Genomic DNA, 17,349 nt, shown 5'->3' on the forward strand with positions numbered 1-17,349 from the left:
AGGATTATCTACAATTGTTCTTGTACAATTCCAATTAAAGTATTGGCATCAAGCTCGCCGGATTGTCTCCAGATCATCATTCCTTCTTTATATATCATCAAGGTAGGCAAGCCTTTAATACGCAGTGCTTCGGCCAATTCTTGATTTTTATCTACATCTATCATGATAACTTTTACTTTATCTCCAAGCGCAGCTGCTACATCTTTTATAACAGGATGCATCGAAAGTGACGGCTCGTTCCAATCTGTGTAAAAATCTATCAACACAGGAACTTGTACATTTATAAGTTCTCCAAATTTTGACATAAAACCAAAATATTAAATTTCTATTAGTTCCAAAAAGAGATATTTAGGTTACAAATTTAGCATTTTAAACCAATTATGCTAATTTTTCTCCTTTTATTAGTTGAATAACTGTAATCTCAGGCATAATCCCCACTCTGCCAGGATATGCATGAAAACCGAAACCTCTGTTTACATAAACGTATCTCCCTAAGTTTTCATATAATCCTGCCCATTGCTTATACACATATTGTGCCAGACTCCATTTGAAAACACCTGGAATTTCAATACCAAACTGCATTCCATGCGTATGACCGGACAATGTTAACTGAAAATGCTTATCATCATGCTGCACCACTTCGTTCCAGTGGCTTGGGTCATGGCTCATTAAAATTTTAAAATCCTCTTTGGTTAAATGCTGCGAAGCTTTCTTTAAATCTCCTGCCTGTTTAAAATTTTTGCCCCAGTTTTCTACTCCTACCAATGCAATTTTTTCTCCGTCTTTTTCAATAAAAGTATGCTCATTCAATAACAGCTGAAAACCAATATCTCCATACAATTTTTTGATTCCTTCAAAGTTTTCATCTTTAGCTTTCTGCGAAGGCCAGGTCACGTATTCTCCATAATCATGGTTCCCAAGCACCGAAAATTTGCCATATTTATGCTCCTTAATTCTGTTGAAAGTCTCAATCCAAGGATGCATTTCTTTGGCATGCGTATTAACGATATCTCCTGTAAACAAAATCAAATCCGAATTCTGTTCATTAACCAAATCAATTGCGTAACTGATTTTCTCAGGATTATCAAAACTGCCGCTGTGCACATCAGAAATTTGAGTTATTGTAAAACCATCAAAAGCATCTGGCAGATCAGGGAAATGCACCGCTTGCTTTATGACTTTAAAATTATATTTCCCTTCAAATATTCCATAAATCAGCGACAGAAAAGGAATAGCTGCTAGGCCCAAACCTATTTGGCTTACAAATTTACGTCTCGAAGGCAAAAAATCAGCTTTGTTGTTATTATCGATAAAATAATTAACTGCACCTGCTGCTATACGAAACACATCTTCGCCCAAAAGAATAATCATTGTTACAATTTTTGGAACATAAACCAAAAGCAGCAGTCCCATGGTAAACATAGTCTGCTTAGTCTGCCCGACCGAACGGTCAAACTGTGTAAAAGAATAAAGGATAAAAGCAAAAAGAAGAAAACTTATTACTTGATAAGAAATCAGCATCCATCGCATCTTAATCAAAGTTTTGACAGCTTGGAATGCATAAAGCTCAATAATAAAAAGAACAGCTCCGAAAAAAAATAAACGTAGAATCATTATTTTAAAAAATTTTACACAAAGTAACAACTAATGAAAACGTTAAGGTTTTATATTATCATAATTTTAACGCAAAAAAAGGGAGTAAATTTCTTTATCCCCCTCTTTCCGTCTATTAAAACCAACTTTTAATGCTTTTTTAGTCAATGACCTAATAAACCACTGACTGAAAAAACAATTATTTTTTTGCAGTTGTAGTTTCGGCAGCTGTAGTTTTAGCAGCTTCAGCTTTGTGAGCTTTTTTGGTTTCTTTTTTAGCTTCTTTTTTAACCGCTTTTGTTTCTTTAGCCGGAGTAGTTTGAGCTGGTGCAGTTTGTGCACTTACCATAACTGTTGTTCCTAAAGCTACTGCCAATACCATCAATAATTTTTTCATGATCTTAAATTTTTAAAATTGTTAATTCGTTTATTAATTATAGGTCAAAGCTATGCATGCTAGATGAAGATTAGATGAAGTTTTGACCTGTCTGAAAAAATTAACATTTAATTAGATTTTGGCTCTTTTGCAAAGAATAAAAGAAAAGTGGTACCAACATTTATTTCAGATGAAATTTCAATCGCAATATGGTGGAATTGAGCAATACTTTCAACAATTGCAAGCCCTAAACCCTGCCCTTCCTGATCTGTGCTCACTCTGGTAAATCGCTTAAAAACATTCTGCTGCTGTTTTTCATTCATTCCAATTCCTGAGTCAGATATTGATATAAAATATTTTCCATCCAAAAACCCATCAGCAATTTCAATTGTACCCAATGGCTTATTGTATTTGATTGCATTTACAATCAGATTATAAAAAAGAATATGCATTAAGGTTCTATTTCCTTTAAAATTAAAATGATGCTGTAGTTTTTTATCAAAAGACAATTCTTTATCATCAATTCTGTCCTGTAAATCGCTTACCAAATCAGTAATTATTGCATCAAAATCAATCACTTCATTCGCTTCATACTGATTGTTTTCGATTTTTGAAATCAGCAGCAGATTAGCAATTATCTTTTTCAACAAATCCAATGTGCTTAATGAACTCACAATTTTGTCCACGGCACCATCATTCAAAGACTCGTTTTGAAGCAGATTCTCAAATTTGTTTTTCAATAATGCAATCGGAGTCAGCAGTTCATGGGAAACATTGCCTATAAACTGTTTTTCTTTCTTAAACAATTCACTGATTCTATCCATCATTTGGTTTAAAACCGTATCCAGTTCCTGAAAATCTGTAGAATGTGTTTTTATCGGAGTGTGATCAAAAGCCTCGGGTTCGTTAACATGACGGATTTTAGTATCAATAATTTTATAAAAAGGCTTTAATAAATATTCGATATAAAAAGTATCAGCCACAAAAGTAATCACAACAATAACAATCAAAACCATTATAAAGAAAAGCCTAATTACGAAAGTCAGGTCATTAATTTCACTCAAACTGTTCCCTATTTCTAAGAGATAATTTTCGTTTTCATACTTAAAATAATACTGAAGAATTCTATAGTCGTTGCTTTCTTCTTCAATAATTCTTGGTTCAGTAACAAAAAGCGTCTGATTTATTTTACCAGCGGAAGGCATTCTGGAAAGCACAAGAAACTCGCTGTGTAAAGTCGAAAAACTAGCGTATGTTTCAGAAGTATCATTCCGAACTATGAAATCATTTATTTCCTCCTTATCTAAATGGTCAATGAATTTCTGCTTTTTCTCCAGCAGACTTTTATTAATATGATTGTAAACCACTTTTTCAACCAAAACAGGAAGCATCAGCCACAAAACCAATATCAGCAGTAAACGCGATAATGCATTAAAAATAGCCAGCTGATGTTTGATTTTCATACTTTAATAATTATGAGTTTCAGTTTTACATAAAGCTTATTGCTCAATGTCATTAAATTAAACTTAATTTCTTCTCGCAAAGGCGCGAAGTCGCAAAGTTAGGATCAGATTTCTTTGCGTCTTAGCGTCTTTGCGAGATCTATCCTTTTACAAACTCTAGTAAGAAATCCTTAAGCCTAAAGCCAATTTAGGCATTAATTCTATAACCAACATTTCTAACCGTTTCAAACCACTCAATTTTACTGTGCTTATCCAGTTTTTTTCTAAGATTCCGAACATGAACATCAATAAAATTAGAATCCGAATTCACCTCCAGAATATCTCCCCAAATATGTTCAGTCAACTGCAGACGGGTTATAACCCGATTTTTATTCAAAACCAAATACTGAAAAATATCAAATTCCTTTTTGGTGAGATTAATTGGAATTTCGGCATAACTTACCTTGTAATCCTGCAGTTTCAGACTAAAACCATGAACATCCAGCTGATTCACCGTGTACCCGTGCATTCTGCGGATAATCGCAAACAAACGCGCACCCAATTCGGTCAAAGCAAAAGGTTTTGTCAAATAATCATCCGCACCAAGCTGTAATCCGTTTATCCGGTCTTCCAGTTCGCCTTGGGCAGTAATGATAATTACCGCAGCTTTAGACTCGGTTTTCCGAATCTCTTTCAAAATATCAAAACCGCTTCCGTCTGGCAGACCCAAATCCAAAAGCATAATATCATAATCGTTGCTGTTGATTTCTTCCAAAGCCTCTTCGCAATTCTTCGAAACTTTACAGATATAACCACTTCCCGAAAGATATTCTTTCACCTCTACAGCCAACTCGGGATTATCTTCAACAATTAGAATTTTCATAACGAAGCACAATTTACAACCATATTCTTTTAAAAATTTGATGTATCTAAAATACAAAAAAGCCAGTAAATGACTCTACTGACTTTGATAAAACAATTAACCCTTTTCTTTTGCTCCCATCCTCAATGCAGGCAAAACAAAAACATCAATTATTTTTTTGCATTAGAACTTGAGGCTTCAGGTGCTGCCATTTTTTGCTCTTTTTTAGCTTTGTTGTGTTTGTGGTGTTTTTTTGTTGTGATCTCCTTTGCCGAAGCTGCTTTTACATCTTTTGCAGGGAATGCCTGAACCATTGCACTTGTTCCTAAAACTGCTACTAATAACATCAATAAATTTCTCATGATTTCTAAAATTTAAATTATTAATTTTTTATTTATAGTTCAAATGTATAACCGCAAAATGAAGACAAAATGAAGATTTATCTTTCTCAAAAAGTTTAACTTTCCCTTAACGGATTTCGCTTTTCCTAATTTGTTTTTGGAGCAGAACTTTAGGCATTTTTAGAAACATTCCTCCCGCTTTCCATTGCAATCTTTTGTAGATACGGGTTTGAAACCCGTAGCTACAAAAGGATTTTCATAGTAATCGGGGCTAAAAGACAATATTTTGTTTTTATAAGACCAGCTATTGCGACAATCAATTACCATAACCAATTATAATTTTCAGCAACAAATTCGTTTTTAAAAGGCAATTCCCTATTTTTACAGACTAAATTTTTTATATGTCAACTCAAAAACGTCTTTACCTTCTCGATGCTTACGCCTTAATATTTCGTGGTTATTTCGCCTTTATCAAAAACCCAAGAATCAATTCAAAAGGAATGGATACTTCGGCCATTATGGGGTTTATGAATGCCCTGATGGATGTAATCAAACGCGAAAAACCAGATCATTTAGCCGTAGCTTTTGACAAAGGCGGAAGCACTTACCGCTACGAAATGTATCAGGAATACAAGGCAAACCGTGACGAAACTCCCGAAGCTATCAAAATCGCAGTTCCTTACATTCAGGAATTATTAAAAGCAATGCACATTCCTATTATAGAAGTCCCTGGTTTCGAAGCCGATGATTTAATAGGAACCATAGCAAAACAGGCTGAAAAAGAAAACTACCAAGTGTATATGGTAACTCCTGATAAGGATTTTGCACAATTGGTTTCCGAAAATATTTTCATGTACAAGCCTGCTAGAATGGGTAACGATATCGAAATTTGGGGAATTCCGGAAGTATTGGCCAAATTTGAAATCGAGCGTCCCGAACAAGTAATTGATTTTCTCGGAATGATGGGCGACGCGGCCGATAATATTCCAGGCCTGCCGGGTGTTGGAGAAAAAACAGCCAAAAAATTCTTAGCCGAATATGGTTCCATGGAAAATCTTTTGGCCAACACGCATCAATTAAAAGGAGCGATAAAAGAAAAAATCGAAACCAATGCCGAATTGGGATTATTGTCTAAAAAACTAGCGACTATCCTACTCGACTGCCCTGTAACTTTCAACGAAACAGAGTATGAATTATCCAAACCCGATGTTGAAAAAACCGATGCGCTGTTTCAGGAACTGGAATTTCGCCAGATGAAAGCACAGTTTGACAAATTATACAATCCATCGGTTGAAGAAGAAAGCACAAGTCCTGAAACACCAGCTGCCAAAAAAGCGCCGGCAAAAAAATCCAACGAAGAACAATTCGATTTATTCGGTTTTTCTGAAGAAGAAACTGGTGAAGCACAACACAGTTCATTCTATGCAACTCTTGAAAATACCGAACATTTTTACCAGATTATTCAAGGCGATTTTGCTGTAAAATTGCTTCTGCAAAATTTACTTCAGCAGACTTCCGTATGTTTCGATACAGAAACTACAGGAATTGATGCCTTAAATGCCGAATTAGTCGGGATGTCATTCTCCTATGAAAAAGGAAAAGCTTTTTATGTTCCGTTTCCAGAAAACAGAGAAGAAGCCCAGGCTTTGGCCGATAAATTCAAGCCTTTTTTCGAAAACGAAGCCATCGAAAAAATTGGCCAGAACGTAAAATACGATTTAAAGATTCTTTCGAATTATGGTGTTCAGATAAAAGGAAAGTTATTCGACACGATGATTGCACATTATCTGATCAATCCTGATATGCGTCATAACATGGATGTTTTATCAGAAACGTATTTGAAATATTCGCCAAAATCGATTGAAGATTTAATTGGTAAAAAAGGAAAAGGGCAAAAAACAATGCGCGAAGTACCATTGGAAGACATCAAAGAATACGCTGCCGAAGATGCGGACATCACCTATCAATTAAAACAGAATTTTAGTCCGATTCTGGATAAAGCCGAGACCAAAAAACTATTTGACGAAATCGAAATTCCGTTAATACCTGTTTTGGCTGCAATGGAACTGGAAGGAATCAACCTTGACGTTCCTTTCTTAAAATCAATGTCAATTGACATAGCTACCGAAAGCAATGCTTTGGAACAAAAAATATATGAAACCGCCGGCGAAAAATTCAATCTGGCTTCACCAAAACAGCTTGGTGACATTTTATTCGATAAATTAAAAATTGGCGGAGCCAAACAAAAGAAAACGAAAACTGGTCAATACGCAACTGGCGAAGAAGTTTTATCGTACTTAGCAAATGACAACGAAATTGTCCGCGATATTCTCGAATGGCGCCAAATGGTGAAACTGCAAAGCACTTATATTGATGCACTGCCTAATCAGGTTGATTCAAAAACAGGCCGTGTCCACACCGATTATATGCAGACAGTTGCTGCAACAGGACGTTTGAGTTCCAATAATCCAAACTTACAAAACATTCCAATCCGTACCGAAAGAGGCCGATTGATCCGAAAAGCGTTTATCGCCAGAGATGAAAATTACACTTTAGTTTCTGCGGATTACTCACAGATAGAATTACGCATCATTGCTGCTTTATCCGGTGAAGAAAACATGATTGCTGCTTTTCAAAACAACGAAGACATTCACCGAAGTACGGCCGCCAAAGTATTCAGCGTTCCTTTGGAAGAAGTAACCAAAGAACAAAGAAGCAATGCCAAAACCGTGAATTTCGGAATTATCTATGGGGTTTCTGCTTTTGGATTAAGTAATCAGACTTCGCTTTCGCGAAAAGAAAGTGCCGAACTGATTGATGCCTATTATGCTACTTATCCAAAACTGAAATCATACATGTCGAATCAGGTGGATTTTGCAAGAGAAAATGGGTATGTGCAGACGGTTTTAGGAAGAAGACGTTATTTAAAAGACATTAATTCTGCTAATATGATGGTGAAAAGCGGTGCCGAACGAAATGCCGTTAATGCACCGATTCAGGGTTCTGCCGCAGATATCATCAAAATTGCAATGATCAATATTCATAAAAAATTAGTTTCTGAAAACTGGAAATCAAAAATGTTACTGCAGGTACATGATGAGCTTGTGTTCGATGTTCACAACTCAGAACTCGAAAAAATCCAGCCGATGATTAAGCATGAAATGGAAAACGCCTTTAAAATGGATGTGCCACTGGATGTTGAAATTGGATTGGGTAAAAACTGGCTGGAAGCGCACTAGAAAAAGTAAGCAGAAAGCAGTTTTAAGTAATCAGAAAAAAATAAAAAGAGCAGAAATCGTTAGGTAAATAACCGTATCGATTTCTGCTCTTTTTATTTCTACTGCATTGAGATTATCAATTTTCTAGCCGAAATTTTTGTTGCTATTAAAGCGGGTTTAGTACTAAATTAAGCCCATTCCTCGGATTTTCCACTTGGGCGAACTGACGAAGCAAATCATCCAAATACAAGACCATTTTTAAATTAAGCCTGTTGGCAAATCAGTTGTATTACCTGTTACCCGCAGTGATTATTTCTTGATAAACTCTATTGAAAGATTATTTCCCCAAGGCATAGTTTTCAATACATTTTTTTTCTGATTCGGCTCAATTTGTAGCCATAATTCACTTTTTTTAATAGAGTCAAAATCTAGAATTAGTATTGGCGAATCGATTTCTTCAATTTTCCATTTTCCTTTACCGACATTATTGTATTGTTTAGATTTATATAGAGTAAAAGTCGCGTTGTCATAGAAAATGAGAATATCTTTTTCTTTTCCGAGATTGTAGTTACCTACGATTTTATTTTCCAAATTTAGATGAAATATAGAAACTAGTACAAGATGAATCAATGGAAGTGCAAGAAAACCTAGTCCTATATAAAGTGTTTTATTTGTATTACCATTTCTAATTTTGAAAATACTGCTAACAGTTAATATTGTACCAATTAAAGGACTGATTATGTAAAGTGGGAATATCCAAAATGCTTCCATATTTTATCATAGTATTTTTTGGCTTGTATCACTTCTAGTAACATGCTCAACAACAATGTATTAGCAATTAAATTAAATCTTATTTTTGGATTCGCCAAAAGATCCCAAATACAAAACCATTTTCAAATTAAGTCAATTGCCCAAATCTTTTGTAGCAAGTTTTAGTTTTATAGGTTGTTTTTCTTTCTGTAATCTATAACACCTTTAATTGCCAATACTCCGAATTTTTGATATCCTTCTATTAATCCATATTTTTTTATTGAGTAATCTTCTGGTATTTTAATCATTTCCTCAACAGCTTTCATAAACTTAGCATTTTTTTTTGATTCACTTTTGATTAAGCCATAGCTATCAGTTAATCCTCCATCTACGAGATATTTTTTACCGTTTATAAAAGTTATTGTTTTTCGACGAACCCTATTTGAGCCATAGATTTTACTTCTAACATAAACTGCATCATTTTCAAAATTCAATAATTCAGTTTTTGTTTCGATTAACTTGATTTTTGTTCCTGATAAATAAGCTAAACCAAATTTGTTAGCTTCGGACATTTTTGTTTGATCAAGTTCTGGAATAGAAATATAAATTGTGTCTTGAACTTTATGGTAAATACCGCTTAGAGCTATTCTGCCACTCATATGGCTCATAACATTTTGAATGGTTACAATACTATCGTTTTCGAATTTGATTATGTGGGCAGTTCTCGTAGAGTTAGAAAATGATTTGTAAGAATCATTCTTTGTCTGCGAGCTTACAAAAATTGAAATCAGTAAAACAAATATTAAGATGATATTTTTCATGTAATTGATTTAAAAAGCTGCCAACTAGTTTATATAGGCTACAAGCCTTCACATATACACCCAAAATTAAATAAACTAACAAGAATTTGTCTCGTTTTATTCTTTTCTCAAATATAGAAATTTAAAATTACAAACCTGCAAACGTAATTTTCTTCATTTAAGCTGTTTTTACACTCCGCCAGTAAAATAGGTATTCGAAGAAATTATAGTCTTCAGTGCGCATGATGCGAACTACCGCGTCCCTCTTATAAGCTTCGAACAAACTGCCGTCTTTTTCGAATCAGCTTTTAAAACCTTTATAATGAATTATTCAGAATTTATTCGGTAATAGCAAACTTAATTTTATAGCAAAGCTATTTTTTGCTTAGTAATCCAATGGCATAATAATTCCCATCGGCGATTACAAAACAAACAGTGTTATTGGCCATAAAAGGCGAAGAAACAATAGAACCCAATTTATAAACTGATTCATGAATTACCTACAGCCGTTTCTAAAAAAACAGCATAAAAAAACCATTCAATACGAATGGCTCTTTTATTATGTAGTAGATTCTCTTTCCTTTAATTTTGTTTTGATGACAACTGTTTCAAAAGGTTTGTGTTCTTCTTTAGATTCTAATCGGTCAATTAATAATCTTACTGCTTCTTCTCCAATCTCAATTCCATGCTGGCTGACTGTTGTTAAACTAGGTGATAAACGTCTGGAAGCAAGAATTCCATCAGCAAAACCAATAATTTTTAGGTCTTTCGGAATTTTATATCCTTTCTTTACTCCAACTTTTAAAGCCGCAACCGAATCACTTTCTTCCAATGCAAAAACACCATCTATCAGATTATTAGAATACATTTCTTCAATTTTTTCCGCTAAGTCATGGTCTGATTCTGATTCTGTTCGAATAATAATATTTTCATTGATTTCTATATTATTCATTTTCAAAGCTTTTAAATACCCCTCGGCTCTTAATTTACCAACACTTAAATTATTAGACGAAGAAATTAATGCAATGTTTTTACAGCCTAAATCAATTAAACGCTGCGTTGCATTCTGACCAGAATCAAAATCATCAACAATCACTTTATCACATTCTACTTCGTCTGTTGTTCTATCAAACATAACAATAGGCGTACCGTCGTTAATAATAGAATTAAAATGGCTGAAATCATTTAATTTTTGAGCTTCTTCTGAAATAGACAGTACAAAACCATCAATAGTTCCGTTACTTAGCATTTCCATTGTATGTGCCTCTTTGTCTAACGACTCATTAGAGATACACATAATAACATTATAACCTCTTTCATCTGCTACCTTTTCAATACCGCTGAAAACCTTGGCAAAAAAGGAATTCAATATATTAGGTATAATAACCCCTATTGTTTTAGTCTTACGATTTTTAAGATTCAGCCCAATAACGTTAGGCTTATAATTTTTTAGTTTTGCATATTCTTTAATCCTGACTTTCGTTTGTTCGCTAATCTCAGGACTATCATTTAGTGCCTTAGACACTGTAGACACCGAAACATTAAGTTCTTTCGCAATTTGTTTTAATGTTGCTTTTGCTTTCATTGTAAAGTAGTGGTATTTAAACTAAATTAATAGTGTTAAAATGAACATTATTCGTATTTAACAACAGGATACTATGTTTTTACTAAAAAACATAAAAAAAAGTAGTCATTTATTCGATAAAACGGAAAAGTACAAAAAAAATGCAACATCAAAAAAAAAAATAATCAAAATTATTGCAAAAGAATGAAACACAAACGCAGTCGAATTTAACATTCAATAAATATATATTTGATTATCAGCATAAAATCCTCAAAAAAATAATCAATTAAGCTATTTGGTTTTAAAATAATTAATTGTACTTTTGCGCTCCCTTTATTGGGAATGGAATGTTTAATTAAAATATATTATTGTGAACGCATTAAGCTACAAGACAATTTCAGCAACAAAGGCCAATTCTACAAAAGAATGGATTGTTGTAGACGCTGATGGTCATAACTTAGGACGTCTTGCTACTAAAGTCGCTATGATTTTAAGAGGCAAGTACAAGCCAAGTTACACACCACACGTAGACTGTGGAGATAACGTAATTGTTATCAACTCAGAAAAAATCAACCTTACAGGTAACAAATTGGATGAGAAAACATACATCCGTCACACTGGTTACCCTGGAGGACAAAGAAGTTTAACTGCTAAAGTACTGCAAGCAAAAAACCCTGCATTATTAGTAGAGAAAGCTGTAAAAGGTATGTTACCTAAAAACAAATTAGGAGCAGAACTTTTTAGAAATTTAAATGTTGTTGTAGGATCTGAGCACAAACAAGGAGCTCAAAAACCTAGAACTGTTAACCTAAACGATCTTAAGTAATGGGAGTTATTCACAAAATCGGTAGAAGAAAAACCGCTGTTGCACGTGTTTATGTTTCAGAAGGAACAGGAGTAATCACTGTAAACAAAAAAGAATTTGCAACTTATTTCCCAACTGCTACATTACAGTACAAAGTTTTACAACCATTATCTATGACAGAAAATGCAAGTAACTTTGACGTAAAAGTAAACGTTTATGGAGGTGGTACAAATGGTCAGGCAGAAGCTGTAAGAATGGCATTGGCACGCGTAATGTGTGAAGTAAATGCTGAAAACAGAGGAATCTTGAAACCAGAAGGTTTATTAACTAGAGACCCAAGAATGGTTGAACGTAAGAAATTCGGTCAGAAGAAAGCTCGTAAGAGATTCCAATTCTCTAAACGTTAATATTGCCTGTCTTGCATCATTTATGCAGGACACTCTAGAATGTATTAAAAAATTTAAAACAATGTTGTTGTTGTCCAGCCGAGGCTGGAAATTAGTTTAGCATCTAAATGAAGCCTAGAGCCTAAAGCTTAAAGCTTAAAGCCAATAAGGAACATTGCTAATTCAACAGAACGTAAACTAGTACAAAAAATGTCAAACAAAGTAGAAGTAAAAGAATTACTAGAAGCAGGTGTTCATTTTGGACACATGACTAGAAAATGGGATCCAAACATGGCTCCTTACATTTATATGGAGCGTAATGGAATCCACATTATCAATCTATATAAAACTGCAGCAAAAATCGAAGAGGCTAATGAAGCTTTGAAAAAAATCGCTGCATCAGGTAGAAAAATATTATTTGTTGCTACCAAAAAACAAGCAAAAGACATCGTTGCTGACAAAGCAAAAGCTGCAAACATGCCATACATCACTGAAAGATGGCCTGGCGGGATGCTGACTAACTTCGTAACTATCAGAAAGGCTGTTAAAAAAATGTCTTCTATTGATAAAATGAAGAAAGACGGCACATTCAACACTCTATCTAAAAAAGAGCGTTTGCAAGTTGATCGTCTTCGTGCTAAATTAGAGAAAAACTTAGGTTCAATCGCAGATATGTCTAGACTTCCTGCTGCATTGTTCGTAGTAGATATCAAAGCTGAACACATCGCAATAAAAGAAGCTCAAAAATTAAACATTCCAGTTTTTGCAATGGTTGATACGAATTCTGACCCAAGAGAGGTTGATTACGTGATTCCTGCAAATGATGACGCTTCTAAATCAATTGATAAAATTTTATCTTTAGTAACTACTTCAATTATCGATGGTCTTGCAAACAGAACATCTGATAAAGAAACTGATACTGCTGAAGTTGCCGCTGAAGCTGAAGCTCCAGCAGTTGAAGCTCCAGAAGCTCCAGCAACTGAAGAATAAATCAAACTTTAAATTCCAAATTTTAAATTCCAAATTCCAAAATCAGATCTTTAACCATCTGATAACATTGGAATTTGGGATTTGAAGATTGGAATTTTTACTTTTAACATTAAAACACAAATATATTATGGCAACAATTACTGCTGCAGACGTAAATAAATTAAGACAAACTACAGGTGCCGGAATGATGGACTGTAAAAAAGCTTTAGTTGAAGCTGATGGAGATTTCGATAAAGCTATACAAAACCTTAGAGAAAAAGGACAAAAAGTTGCTGCTAACCGTTCTGACCGTGAGTCTTCTGAAGGAGCTGCTGTTTCTTTCATTAATGCTGACAAAACCAAAGGAGCTATTATCACTTTAAACTGCGAAACAGATTTCGTAGGTAAAAATGAAGCTTTCGTAACTTTAGCCAAAGAATTAGTTGAAAGAGCTATTAACTTTTCTTCAAAAGAGGAATTTTTAGCTTCAGATTTCAACGGACTTACAGTTGCTGAAAAATTAATTGAGCAAACTGGTGTTATCGGTGAAAAAATCGAAATCGGCGGTTTTGAAATTTTAGAAGGCGCTTTCGTTGGATCTTATGTTCACGTTAACAAAATTGCTGCATTAACTGCAATTTCTGCACCAATTGCTAATGGTGACGTTTTAACTAAAGACATTTCTATGCAAGTTGCTTCTATGGGAGCTGATACATTATCTTACAAAGATTTTGATCCATCTTTCGTTGCTTCTGAACTTGCTGCCCGTATTGCAGTAATCGAAAAAGAAAATGAAGAAGCAAAACGTTTAGGAAAAACTTTAAAAAATGTTCCTAAATACATTTCTTTCTCTCAATTAACTGAAGAAGTTATCAAACAAGCTGAAGAAGATGCTAAAGCTGAATTAAAAGCTGAAGGAAAACCAGAACAAATCTGGGATAAAATTATTCCAGGAAAAATTCAGCGTTTCATTTCTGATAATACAACTTTAGATCAAGAGAAAGCTTTATTAGATCAAAACTTCATCAAAGATGACAGTAAAAAAGTAGGTGATTATGTAAAAGGATTCAACGTTGAAATCTCAGGTTTCAAAAGAGTTTCTTTAGGATAATACAACCTATTGATTTAAACAAACGAAAATCTAATTAAGATTTCCGTTTACATATAAAATCCCATCTTGTTTGTTTCATCAAGATGGGATTTTTTTATGATTAATCTTTACTGAACTCAGCATCACCAGTAACACATACAATTCATCCCAGTTTACTACTTAAAAAAACTCCCCATCTTTATTTCTAAAAAAGGAAGCTAACACATAACAAATACACCTCATAAGATTCTATTCTAGAATAAAACCAGCACTATTTAAACTAAACCAACCAAAACTCCTCCTTTCTCTTTTTGATTGCAATAAAGACCATACAACAACCTTATATAACAGTCAAACCAGCATTAAGAAACAATTTTAATTTTTCAAAACACCAATCTAATCAAAATAGAAAATTTGTCCCATAAAAAAACAGCAGTAAAATATCGTTACTGCTGTTCTTTTAATTGTAATTTTATACTATTCAAATACTCAAAAGAGTACCATTTGAATTAACTATTTTCTGTCGTTAACTTCTACAGTTACCATTGCAGAATCCTTCAATTCTTCTTTTTCGACCATTTTAGAAAGTCTAAAAACAAGTAAAGTACCTACAACTCCTAAACAAGTCATGAAAACCCAATTGGACTCATATCCTGAATTCTGAATGATTTCCATACCCGTTTTAGCACTTAAAATATGTGCAAAACTATAACTCATTGTAAAAGCCGCCATATATTTTCCTTCCTGCATATGCGATCTGTCCATTGCAAATGAATTAGCAAACGGAAAAGTAAGCATTACACCGCAAGTCATAAAGAACATCATTGGAACCAAAACTACCTCAAAAGGAAGCAATAACAATAAGAAACTAGTCGCCATTAACAATAAACCAAAAGAAATAACTTTGTGATTATTAATTTTATTTCTGCTTACATAATTCACTATAGGAAGTTCAAAAAGCAAAATAAGCAATCCATTTAAACTCAAAAGCAACCCACTGTCAAACTCCGTCATATCGAAACGTTCTTTGTGATATAACGGCAAAGTAGTAAAGATCTGAAAGAAAAGAATACCAGTAATTAAACAAATAACCAAATGCAGCATGAAAGGTCTGTCTTTCATTACTGAAATTTTAACTTTTTCATTGCTTTCGTTTTGTACTTTAATTGGCAATTTTTTCTCTTTAACAAAAAGAACAAAAACAATAATTGCTAATATACAAGTTATCCCGTCAACATAAAAAATATACTCATAACCCATCTGCATAATTATCAGTCCGCCCAATACAGGACCAAAAAGAAAACCTAAATTAATAGCGGCACGAGTTAATGAATAGGCACGGGCTCTATCCTCTTTCTCTGTAAATGTTTTCAAGCATACCAGCATAGCAGGTCTAAACATATCTGCAATAGTGGTAAGAATCAAAATACCAACGCAAAGCTGTTCAAAAGTAGTAGCATACTGCAACAAAATAAATACTATTCCACTAGCAAATAAACTAAACACCATAACTTTATAAAAGCCTATTTTGTCTGACAGCTTACCGCTTAACCAAGTCCCTATTATAGAACCTATTCCAAAGAAAACCATTACCCAGCCAATTTGACTATAAGTAAATTCTAAATTTTCTTTCATGTACTTTGACAGGAAGGGAATAACCATTGTCCCTGCTCTGTTAATAAATGTTATCAAAGTTAAAATCCAAACCTCTTTTGGAAAACCTTTAAAATTGTCGAAGTATTTTTTTATCATAATTAATTTTTTTTGGGGCAAAAAATTTTGTTCATCTAGGCAAAAATAGATTTTTTTTTGAATTAAGCAACAAGTTAACAGTTAAAAAACAAAACAATTTAAAAACAATTAGAAAACAATTAGAAAAATTTTACAAAAAACATTTTTTTCAAAAAAAAAAATAAAACAGAGGGATTATTCAATTTTTAATATAGATTTGCATTTCTAAGAAACCCCAAAATAATTAAAATATGAAAGAAAAAATCTACTATTTAATAGTTTGCCTTGTTCTTTCTGTTTCTGTACAAGCACAACTCTATGGCGGAATAGAAATAGGAAGTAAAGGTATAAAAATGACAGTTCTTGATGTAGAAAGCATCAAAAGAAATACTTATGACGTAAAAGAGTTCTGGACTGAAAACGTTGGTATTGCAACTGGTATCGGAATAGACGGTACATTATTACAAGAGGATATAGAAAAAGCGGGTAATGTAGTTTACAACAACTACAAAAAAATGCTTAACGAGTACAAAATTGAAGACAAAAACATCTTTATTGTAGCATCTTCTGGAGTTGGTTTAGCAAATAACACGAATGATTTAGTTGTAAAAATCAAAACTCTTACTAATAAAAAAATTGAGATTATCTCTTCTTCACTTGAAGCAAAATTGCTTTTAAGAGGATGTATTCCACCAAAAAACTACTTAAGTTCAGTAATTATTGACATAGGTGGAGGTAATACTAAAGGAGGATATGCAAAGGACATCAATGGTGCTTCTGTATTTTTCCCAATATCATGTGATTTAGGAACTGTTACTTTAACAGAAATCATCAATAAAAAATGTAAACAAAAAACTGTTTTCGAATTCAACGAAAACCTTTTTGATTACTTGCCAACTATCAGAGAGAGCTTCAAAAAAATGTATACAAGCAGAGCTGAATCACAAGAAAAAAATAATGTTTACATCTCTGGTGGAGCTGCTTGGGCTTTTTACACTCTATTAACGGGAGTTAAAGCAGAAGAAAATTTCACTCAGATAAAATATGATGATATTTTATCTATTAGAACTATTGCAGAAAACAACTATCAAAGATTTGTAAGTAATTCTGAAAGTAATACTGAAATGCAAAAAGTATTAAAAACATACCAACAAAAATATTTAATTGCAGCATTTAATCTTTTGGAAACTTCATTAGAAGTAATTCCTAACATTCAAAGTAAAAAAATATTTTTTGCTAAACAAGGTCAAATTGCCTGGTTGGTAAGTTATGTATTCGACAGTGCTAAAGGAGTTAAACAAATTTACTAAAAGTATAATTTTTAAAGTTTTCAAATACTTTATCGTAAAAAAAATAAGGCTGTTCGTATATAGGACAGCCTTATTTTTTTTAATCAATTACAAACCTTTTTTTCAGCTTATT

General features: G+C 33.3%; 16 protein-coding genes. 6 read left to right on the forward strand and 10 right to left on the reverse strand.

All coding sequences use genetic code 11. The features are described 5' to 3' along the window. Window positions 1–8 precede the first annotated feature (8 nt). The 6 genes from IRZ80_RS12605 to IRZ80_RS12630 all read right to left on the reverse strand — a co-directional run bounded on the left by IRZ80_RS12605 (window position 9) and on the right by IRZ80_RS12630 (window position 4,635). Entirely contained in the window at window positions 9–305 is a 297-nt protein-coding gene (locus IRZ80_RS12605; RefSeq protein ID WP_194641919.1) for a thioredoxin family protein, read from the reverse strand. A gap of 73 nt (window positions 306–378) precedes the next feature. After that, a complete protein-coding gene (locus IRZ80_RS12610) occupies window positions 379–1,614 on the reverse strand; it encodes a metallophosphoesterase (RefSeq protein ID WP_194641920.1) in 1,236 nt (411 codons plus the stop codon). 178 nt (window positions 1,615–1,792) lie between these two features. Next, entirely contained in the window at window positions 1,793–1,990 is a 198-nt protein-coding gene (locus IRZ80_RS12615) for a hypothetical protein (protein WP_194641921.1), read from the reverse strand. A 107-nt stretch (window positions 1,991–2,097) separates the two neighbouring features. After that, complete coding sequence (locus IRZ80_RS12620; protein ID WP_228520900.1) at window positions 2,098–3,432, reverse strand: sensor histidine kinase; 1,335 nt, start codon at window positions 3,430–3,432, stop codon at window positions 2,098–2,100. A 187-nt stretch (window positions 3,433–3,619) separates the two neighbouring features. After that, window positions 3,620–4,294 (reverse strand): response regulator transcription factor, encoded by a 675-nt coding sequence (locus IRZ80_RS12625; RefSeq protein ID WP_194641922.1) that lies wholly within the window; start codon window positions 4,292–4,294, stop codon window positions 3,620–3,622. A 149-nt stretch (window positions 4,295–4,443) separates the two neighbouring features. Next, window positions 4,444–4,635, reverse strand: coding sequence for a hypothetical protein (locus IRZ80_RS12630; RefSeq protein ID WP_194641923.1), 192 nt, complete (start codon window positions 4,633–4,635; stop codon window positions 4,444–4,446). 380 nt (window positions 4,636–5,015) lie between these two features. Between IRZ80_RS12630 and polA the strand changes: the two genes are divergently transcribed. Then, entirely contained in the window at window positions 5,016–7,853 is a 2,838-nt protein-coding gene (polA, locus tag IRZ80_RS12635) for a DNA polymerase I (protein WP_194641924.1), read from the forward strand. A gap of 288 nt (window positions 7,854–8,141) precedes the next feature. Here polA and IRZ80_RS12640 read toward each other — a convergent pair whose 3' ends face one another. The 3 genes from IRZ80_RS12640 to IRZ80_RS12650 all read right to left on the reverse strand — a co-directional run bounded on the left by IRZ80_RS12640 (window position 8,142) and on the right by IRZ80_RS12650 (window position 10,967). Further along, complete coding sequence (locus tag IRZ80_RS12640) at window positions 8,142–8,603, reverse strand: hypothetical protein (RefSeq protein WP_194641925.1); 462 nt, start codon at window positions 8,601–8,603, stop codon at window positions 8,142–8,144. 167 nt (window positions 8,604–8,770) lie between these two features. Then, the gene (locus IRZ80_RS12645; RefSeq protein ID WP_194641926.1) at window positions 8,771–9,403 is read right to left on the reverse strand and encodes a hypothetical protein; all 633 of its coding nucleotides are present in this window, start codon (window positions 9,401–9,403) and stop codon (window positions 8,771–8,773) included. 538 nt (window positions 9,404–9,941) lie between these two features. After that, on the reverse strand, window positions 9,942–10,967 hold the full coding sequence (locus tag IRZ80_RS12650) for a LacI family DNA-binding transcriptional regulator (RefSeq protein WP_194641927.1): 1,026 nt from the start codon (window positions 10,965–10,967) through the stop codon (window positions 9,942–9,944). Window positions 10,968–11,316: 349 nt separating this feature from the next. Between IRZ80_RS12650 and rplM the strand changes: the two genes are divergently transcribed. From rplM to tsf, 4 genes are all read left to right on the forward strand, one after another. Further along, window positions 11,317–11,772, forward strand: a complete 456-nt coding sequence (rplM, locus tag IRZ80_RS12655; RefSeq protein ID WP_194641928.1) for a 50S ribosomal protein L13 — start codon at window positions 11,317–11,319, stop codon at window positions 11,770–11,772. Then, entirely contained in the window at window positions 11,772–12,158 is a 387-nt protein-coding gene (gene rpsI, locus IRZ80_RS12660; protein ID WP_194641929.1) for a 30S ribosomal protein S9, read from the forward strand. The genes rplM and rpsI overlap by 1 nt, the downstream gene beginning before the upstream one ends. A gap of 189 nt (window positions 12,159–12,347) precedes the next feature. Then, window positions 12,348–13,127 (forward strand): 30S ribosomal protein S2, encoded by a 780-nt coding sequence (gene rpsB / locus IRZ80_RS12665; RefSeq protein ID WP_194641930.1) that lies wholly within the window; start codon window positions 12,348–12,350, stop codon window positions 13,125–13,127. A gap of 127 nt (window positions 13,128–13,254) precedes the next feature. Next, complete coding sequence (tsf, locus tag IRZ80_RS12670) at window positions 13,255–14,217, forward strand: translation elongation factor Ts (protein ID WP_194641931.1); 963 nt, start codon at window positions 13,255–13,257, stop codon at window positions 14,215–14,217. Between the two features lie 492 nt (window positions 14,218–14,709). On the opposite strand, the gene IRZ80_RS12675 is transcribed toward tsf, so the two are convergent. Then, window positions 14,710–15,948, reverse strand: coding sequence for an MFS transporter (locus tag IRZ80_RS12675; protein WP_194641932.1), 1,239 nt, complete (start codon window positions 15,946–15,948; stop codon window positions 14,710–14,712). Between the two features lie 230 nt (window positions 15,949–16,178). On the opposite strand from IRZ80_RS12675, the gene IRZ80_RS12680 reads away from it, so the two are divergent. After that, window positions 16,179–17,237 (forward strand): exopolyphosphatase, encoded by a 1,059-nt coding sequence (locus IRZ80_RS12680; RefSeq protein WP_194641933.1) that lies wholly within the window; start codon window positions 16,179–16,181, stop codon window positions 17,235–17,237. The last annotated feature ends 112 nt before the right edge of the window (window positions 17,238–17,349 follow it).

It is taken from the genome of Flavobacterium sp. HJJ, from assembly GCF_015351475.1.
In the GTDB taxonomy this organism is placed as follows: Bacteria; Bacteroidota; Bacteroidia; order Flavobacteriales; family Flavobacteriaceae; genus Flavobacterium; species Flavobacterium marginilacus.

Bases quoted from the DNA above. Each gene is read 5' to 3' on its own strand.
- IRZ80_RS12630 (WP_194641923.1), bottom strand. From the start codon at position 4,635: ATGAGAAATTTATTGATGTTATTAGTAGCAGTTTTAGGAACAAGTGCA.
- IRZ80_RS12650 (WP_194641927.1), bottom strand. From the start codon at position 10,967: ATGAAAGCAAAAGCAACATTAAAACAAATTGCGAAAGAACTTAATGTT.
- IRZ80_RS12620 (WP_228520900.1), bottom strand. From the start codon at position 3,432: ATGAAAATCAAACATCAGCTGGCTATTTTTAATGCATTATCGCGTTTA.
- rpsB (WP_194641930.1), top strand. From the start codon at position 12,348: ATGTCAAACAAAGTAGAAGTAAAAGAATTACTAGAAGCAGGTGTTCAT.
- IRZ80_RS12610 (WP_194641920.1), bottom strand. From the start codon at position 1,614: ATGATTCTACGTTTATTTTTTTTCGGAGCTGTTCTTTTTATTATTGAG.
- IRZ80_RS12645 (WP_194641926.1), bottom strand. From the start codon at position 9,403: ATGAAAAATATCATCTTAATATTTGTTTTACTGATTTCAATTTTTGTA.
- IRZ80_RS12625 (WP_194641922.1), bottom strand. From the start codon at position 4,294: ATGAAAATTCTAATTGTTGAAGATAATCCCGAGTTGGCTGTAGAGGTG.
- IRZ80_RS12640 (WP_194641925.1), bottom strand. From the start codon at position 8,603: ATGGAAGCATTTTGGATATTCCCACTTTACATAATCAGTCCTTTAATT.
- IRZ80_RS12615 (WP_194641921.1), bottom strand. From the start codon at position 1,990: ATGAAAAAATTATTGATGGTATTGGCAGTAGCTTTAGGAACAACAGTT.
- IRZ80_RS12680 (WP_194641933.1), top strand. From the start codon at position 16,179: ATGAAAGAAAAAATCTACTATTTAATAGTTTGCCTTGTTCTTTCTGTT.
- rpsI (WP_194641929.1), top strand. From the start codon at position 11,772: ATGGGAGTTATTCACAAAATCGGTAGAAGAAAAACCGCTGTTGCACGT.
- IRZ80_RS12605 (WP_194641919.1), bottom strand. From the start codon at position 305: ATGTCAAAATTTGGAGAACTTATAAATGTACAAGTTCCTGTGTTGATA.
- IRZ80_RS12675 (WP_194641932.1), bottom strand. From the start codon at position 15,948: ATGATAAAAAAATACTTCGACAATTTTAAAGGTTTTCCAAAAGAGGTT.
- tsf (WP_194641931.1), top strand. From the start codon at position 13,255: ATGGCAACAATTACTGCTGCAGACGTAAATAAATTAAGACAAACTACA.
- polA (WP_194641924.1), top strand. From the start codon at position 5,016: ATGTCAACTCAAAAACGTCTTTACCTTCTCGATGCTTACGCCTTAATA.